This is a genomic window from Pseudorhodoplanes sp., assembly GCF_050250235.1.
In the GTDB taxonomy this organism is placed as follows: Bacteria; Pseudomonadota; Alphaproteobacteria; order Rhizobiales; family Xanthobacteraceae; genus Pseudorhodoplanes.
On sequence record NZ_JBFWPA010000234.1, the window covers coordinates 1 to 6,065 of the forward strand.

The 6,065-nt window shown below is 60.5% G+C and carries 5 protein-coding genes and 2 pseudogenes; 3 read left to right on the forward strand and 4 right to left on the reverse strand.

All coding sequences use genetic code 11. The features are described 5' to 3' along the window. The 3 genes and pseudogenes from AB7F49_RS37390 to AB7F49_RS37400 form a co-directional block, all read left to right on the forward strand. Positions 1-2,122, forward strand: a pseudogene (locus AB7F49_RS37390) (DEAD/DEAH box helicase); the annotation flags it as partial. A gap of 15 nt (positions 2,123-2,137) precedes the next feature. Continuing rightward, the gene (locus AB7F49_RS37395) at positions 2,138-3,310 is read left to right on the forward strand and encodes a PD-(D/E)XK nuclease family protein (protein ID WP_428532446.1); all 1,173 of its coding nucleotides are present in this window, start codon (positions 2,138-2,140) and stop codon (positions 3,308-3,310) included. Beyond that, positions 3,310-3,798, forward strand: coding sequence for a very short patch repair endonuclease (locus tag AB7F49_RS37400; protein ID WP_428532449.1), 489 nt, complete (start codon positions 3,310-3,312; stop codon positions 3,796-3,798). The genes AB7F49_RS37395 and AB7F49_RS37400 overlap by 1 nt, the downstream gene beginning before the upstream one ends. 176 nt (positions 3,799-3,974) lie before the next feature. On the opposite strand, the gene AB7F49_RS37405 is transcribed toward AB7F49_RS37400, so the two are convergent. From AB7F49_RS37405 to AB7F49_RS37420, 4 genes and pseudogenes are all read right to left on the reverse strand, one after another. Beyond that, positions 3,975-4,379, reverse strand: coding sequence for an HGGxSTG domain-containing protein (locus AB7F49_RS37405; RefSeq protein WP_428532452.1), 405 nt, complete (start codon positions 4,377-4,379; stop codon positions 3,975-3,977). Continuing rightward, positions 4,339-5,001, reverse strand: coding sequence for a hypothetical protein (locus AB7F49_RS37410; RefSeq protein ID WP_428532455.1), 663 nt, complete (start codon positions 4,999-5,001; stop codon positions 4,339-4,341). Before AB7F49_RS37410 ends, AB7F49_RS37405 begins: the two co-directional genes overlap by 41 nt. Positions 5,002-5,022: 21 nt before the next feature. Next, entirely contained in the window at positions 5,023-5,361 is a 339-nt protein-coding gene (locus tag AB7F49_RS37415; RefSeq protein WP_428532458.1) for a hypothetical protein, read from the reverse strand. A 127-nt stretch (positions 5,362-5,488) separates the two neighbouring features. Next, positions 5,489-6,065 (reverse strand): annotated as a pseudogene (locus tag AB7F49_RS37420) (hypothetical protein); the annotation flags it as partial.

A 6,065-nucleotide genomic window follows, 5' to 3' on the forward strand; every position in this document is an offset into this window, starting at 1 on the left:
ATGGTTCCAAGAAGTATTTCTGCATAACGAGATCGATGAGGCCTACGGGGTAGATCTCCTGAGTGTTACTACGACCATGGAAGCGGGCGTCGATATCGGATTGCTTCAGGTCATCGGAATGGCAAATATGCCACCTGTTCGCTTCAATTATCAACAGCGTGTTGGAAGGGCCGGCCGCCGAGGGCTTGGAATGTCAGCGGCATTGACTCTGTGCCGCGGTCGAAGTCATGACGACTACTACTTTGAGCGGCCGCATCTCATCACTGCTGAGCCGCCCCCACGACCGTACGTAGATGTCACGCGGCCGGAGATCGCTCAGCGCGTCATCCATAAGGAAGTACTGCGCCTGGCCTTTAGGGGACTGCCGATTGATTATTCAGGTGACAATGTGCACGGGGAGTTCGGCGCGGTCGGCGATTGGCCAGGCTATCGAAATGCAGTCATGAGCTGGATCAATGCGAATGCGGCCATCATTGACGATATAACGCGGCATATTATCCGTCGAACCGCAATGGACGATCCGATTGGTATCGCGACCGTTGTCAACGATGTTCGAACACAGTTACTGAGTCGTATCGACAGTGTCGCCAATGGTAGCCCTTCTCATCACGCCCTCAGTGAGCGGTTGGCATCACACGGGTTGCTGCCAATGTTTGGCTATCCGACACGAACGCGCTTTCTATTCCACAGATACCCGCACCGATGGCCACCCGAATACGGCGTCATTGATCGAGATTTAGACATTGCGATTAGCCAATTTGCTCCGGGCGCTCAGTCAATTAAGGACGATAAGGTACACACAGCCGTCGGGGTGGTCGATTTTGCACCACAGGCTGGCGACGTCGTTCCTTTACCCGATCCGCTTGCTCACTTTGAACCAGTCGGCCTGTGTCGGCGATGTCAAGCTCTAGTACCGCAACCAGCGCAATCTGGAACGTGCCCATTCTGCTCGGCCTCAGCCGGCCCAGACGGATACCGGTTGGTAGAACTGAGTGAACCCCCCGGCTTCACGACGTGGTTTAGGATCTCCGATCAGGCTGAGTTCCGCGGAGCGTTTGAATTTACCCCGAGGGCGCTACGAGCCCGAATGGGAGCCGGACTGAACTCATACACTGATCATGTAAACTTCAGAATCGCGGCGGGTCCGGCCCGGATCTATCGCATTAATGACAACGATGGTGAAGACTTTGAGTTCAAAAAGCTGGATCATCAGCACGTTTGGATAGTCGAAGACGCCTTCGATTCGGCGCTCCGGGACCTCCCCCGCCCTGAGCGGCAGCGAATCCAGAGGCCGGCATTCGCCCCCCAAACGCTACGGCGTGCCCTTGGCGCCATCTCCAACACGGATGTGATGGCCGTTGGGATCACTGCAACCCCGGTAGGGCTCTGCCTCAATCCGGCGCGAGCAGAGGCCAAAGCCGCCTGGTATTCATTCGGCTTCTCAGTTCGACGCGCCGCAGCCGTCAGCCTAGACGTTAACGAGTCGGAACTTGACGTCGGGATCCAACCAGTCCCCGATGTGTCGACACCATTCGCACCGCCAAGTGCACGCATTTTTCTCTCTGATAGCCTGGAAAACGGTGCAGGCTACAGTACATTTCTAGGCGATCCAAATAGATTCGAGGAACTTCTGAGATTCATTCTCGGGCAGATGAGCCCATCGTGGACGCGCCAGTGTCCGGTGGATTCGTTTAACCGACCAATAGCGACGCCCCCTCACAGCCAGGACTGTCGGACCTCATGTCACCGCTGCCTGAGGGAATTCGGCAATATGGCCTATCACCCGCTCCTCGACTGGCGGCTCGCGTTCGACATGGTACATCTAGCACTCGATCCTGGTGTCCAAATCGATCTTGCTACTAGTTATTGGGCCGGGCTTGTCTCCCGGATTGCTGGTCCATATTTCGCTGGACTCAATCTGACACCCACAACGTTCGACACTCTTCCAGGGGGAGTTGATACGTTTAGCAATGAGGCGGTCATCATCGTACATCCCTTGTGGGATACTAGTGAGTCAAATTTCCGTCCGGAGCTCGCTGCCGCCGTGGACGATGCGAGGACGCAAGGATTCAGCGTCACCTTGCGTTCAGTATTCCGCGCTGTTCGATTTCCGTACGAATGAACTTGCGAGAACGATATGCTCGTCCCAACGCCGCCCGCCTTAACGGAGCTTCACCATATTACGGCCAGCATCTACAATGCCAGCATAGAATGCCTGGCGAAGGCGGCGTGGTATGCATTGGGAGGCCGTGGTGTCATCCCTGAGCATCCCAGTTCGATCCTCGGAACCTCCTTCCATGCCGTGGTTGGAGCAGCTCACCGCGGCTCGCTGCCATCGGCGGGCGACGGCGGTCGCAACTCGGCGAGAGAACTTTTCGACAGCACTGCGCGGATGCTTTATGCGCAAGCCCAGCCGTTGGTCAGGCTCAAATTCCCCACACCAGAGAGGCTGCCATACTACAATATGCAGCGCGAGCGCGCGGCGCGGCTAGCAATGTTTGTGGCGGCGTCGCGGCCGCCGGCGGCGCAATCGTTTGGCGGGATGGTTCCTACGACGTCGCGTCCGGCGGTTACCGAACCGCGGCTTTGTTCGTCAGACGCACTCATCGTTGGACGTCCCGACCACATCGATCGTAACTCTCGTACCGTGATTGACTACAAATCCGGATACATCGATGGCGGGGACGATCCCGTTTCCGATTCAGAGGCTCGGCAGTTGCGGATCTACGCGTACCTAGCCAATGAGAACGGCCTGCCCGTATCGAATGGCGCGATCGTTCGCGGGGATGGTCGACGATCCAATCTCCCGATCTCCCGCGCTGATGCGGAAGCCGAAGCAAGCGGCGCCAGAGCGCACCTTCACGCGCTCAACACAGCGATCAGCGGAGGAGCGCGTTTCAGCACCTTGGCCTCCCCTTCGCCTCAGGCATGCCGTACATGCCCTTGCATCCCATTGTGCGGATCATTTTGGGATACCGTACAACCTGAATGGCAATCGGAGTGTGGGGTTCATGTAGAGGGCCGCGTATTGGAGGTCGACACTCGGAGCATTCAAGCCGTGTCGTTCACAACGATCGGCCTTGCAGTGCGATCAGGTACGATCTCCGGTGGACGGGCGTCAATCGAACAGGTTCCAACCGAATGGATGATGGTGGATGAAAACAATCTGCCCCATCCTGGGGAGACTATGCGCGTGGTTCATGGACGCCTATTCGGCACCCAGGAAGAGCCGACGATTATCCGAGTCGACAAAACTGCGACCGCCGTGTGGCGAAGTCGATCTCAGAATTCGACTGATCGTCAGCGCTAATGGCAGACAACCTCACACGAGAACAGCGCAGCTTTACGATGTCCCGTATCCGGAGCAGGGATACGAGACCGGAATTGACGATACGGCGGCTGGCGCACGCTCGCGGGTTGCGGTTCAGAAAGCACAAGAACGAGCTTCCCGGTTGTCCTGACCTGGTTTTTGCCGGAGCCAAAGTCGTGGTCTTTGTGGATGGTGACTTCTGGCATGGGTGGCGCTTCCCTGCGTGGAAGGGCAAGCTAGGGCCTTACTGGAAACAAAAGATCGATAGCAACCGTCGGCGCGACAAACGTAACTTTCAACGGCTGAGAAGAAACAAATGGTTGGTTATACGTCTTTGGGAGCACAAGGTCGAAGCCGACGCCGAAGGCTGCATTGATTTGATTGTGGATGCCATTCACCGGCGAACCACACAACCACAGTTCGCTGCTGATGACACGAGCCACTTCCCGCTCATGCGAACTGAACCCTCGCCAAAGGCCCGCCCCTGATCGCAATCCACGTCAGTTTGGGAAGGCGCTACCGACATCGGTAACGCCTTCGCCACCAGCGGTCTCAATGCTTGATCATCAATTTGATTCAGCTCGTGCCACCCATTGAGCACCTTTCGTCCGAGCCATCGTCGGAGCATTCTCAGCTGTGACCTTGAGCTCACTATTCATTCGGATCACCTGTCATCCATGGGATTCCCACTGGGGAACTTGGATCCGCCGGGTTGAGCAGCAGGAGACGTCGCTGGTTGCTTGTACAGATAAGCCGAGAAGCGTTGCAGCAGCGCCCGCACTTGGCGACGCATTGCGATCGCCTTCGCGCTGTACTCGCCATGCCGCCGCGCGTTCTGGTTTCCGCGCGGCGGACCGCTGCCTTGCGCGCCCCCATGCATCCGACAACGGCCGCGCCCACGCACGCAGGGTCCTTGGCAAGGCGTACCGCGTCGGGTCCGTGCCCTACAGCGCGGTGCACTGCTTGGGTCGCCGGGCGGGTTTCCGTTGCGCAGCCAGCCCCGCGCTCGCTGCGCATGGGGTTGTTCCTCAGGAACGCGTGCCATCTCCCATCTTCCTCGTCGTAACATTGCCGACGACAGCTTGGCCGCCAGCCTCCACTGCGACTGTGCCGACGTGAACAGTCTGCTGTCCCGCCTGACCACGCAGCCGTGCCAGCGCTTCAAGTTGCCGCGTGTAGACGTTCATCAACTTCGCAGAAAGGCTGCCGTACGTCGCCACGCAATCGAGCCGATTTGTGTTCAGTGCGCGGCGCGCCATCGACAGTGCCAGGTTGTGCGCCGCGAACATCTGCACCGCCAACATGCCTTCCATTTCGTTGCGAGGCTGAATCCCGGCGAGTAGCGCCCCAGCGACGTTGCACAGTTCTACGGCGTCGCGGTCGTGGCCCTCCACGGCGAAGGCAGCTTGAGACAGCAGGTGGGTGATAGCCCTTTCGTCGATCGCGCCGAAGGCACGCGCGAGCCGTGCGCGGAATAGGTCGGCGTCGATGCCGCGCGCAGGCGAGACGCCTTCAAAGCCGGTCGGTGTGTCGCTGTGAGCTGACTGGAAGCGTGGAGGATGCGGTCGCGTGCGCTTGTGCTCGGCATACGCCGCCAACTCGGCGTGCTCAGCGTCGGTCCGCGCAGATGGGAGCACCGGCAGCCGAGGAGCCGGCGGCGCGCTGTCCTGCTTTCTAGTACGCTTGCGCATCCTCGTCCTGTTCCGCTGCGCTCACTGCAGCACCCGGGCGGTAGGAAATGCGCGCTTGCAGGCGGCGACTGCGCGCAGCGCCTCGGCGTCGAGCTGGGCGAGGAAGGGCACCTCGGCGAAGCGGAATACCGGCAGTCCGCTCTGCGCTAGATCGGAATGCTCCGCAAGGGCATCGTCATCAGCAACAAGCCAGGCATCGCCGATTACGCTGCCGCGCAACAGGACCGCGGCGATGGTGCCCGTCTCAATTGGGTCCGCACCCGGCGCTCGGGTAGTAGGTGCCATGCAGTGGGCTGGCGGCGGTTCCGGGGCGTCGAGCACCTCAGCGCGCAGTCGCCTGGCCAGGGCGAGGTAGCTCATCCGCGAGTCCCGTCGCCTGCGAGAAAAGCGAGGTAAGCGAGAAAAGCCTCGCGCCTCCCCCCTCGGGTACCCCTTTCCTCGCTTTTCTCGCTTACCTCGCACCACCAGGGAGTGCATTCGACCCCGATCACGCCATGGCCTCCTGGGTGTCGGCCGTGGCGCTGTCATCTTGCACCCCTGTACGCGTAACTACGATACACGGGCGCCCACCCGTCGCTTCGGTGGCTATCACGACCTCGCCGAGGTCGCGAAGCAGTGCAAGCGCATCGATCAGCTCGGCGGCCGTTACGTGACCCGAGAACACTGCGCGGCGAATCTCCTCGACGGTCATGTGCTCCGCAGGCAACATCCCGGCGCGCAGCCGGTCCGCGACTCTATTCCCAGTCCGGCCGGCGAAGATCGTCCGCGTGCTTTGCTCCACGACATCCCAGTAGGCCAGAGCCGAGTCGATGTGCGGCAAATCGATGGTGTTGGCGGCATCGAGTAGGGCGTACAGCATCGACAGGCGCGTGACGTGCGCCTCGCTGCGCGCGAGCAGCTGGCCGAGCAGGCCGGGTTGGTCGGCGGTGAGCCGCGGGTAGATGCGGCGCCACGCGTCGGCAGCGGCGGGTGTGCGACGAAGCTCGCCCACGCGCCGCGCGCGGTCGAGCAGCTGCGCGACGACCTCGGCCAGGCGAGCCACCGCCTCGGCGGGCGGGCGGCCC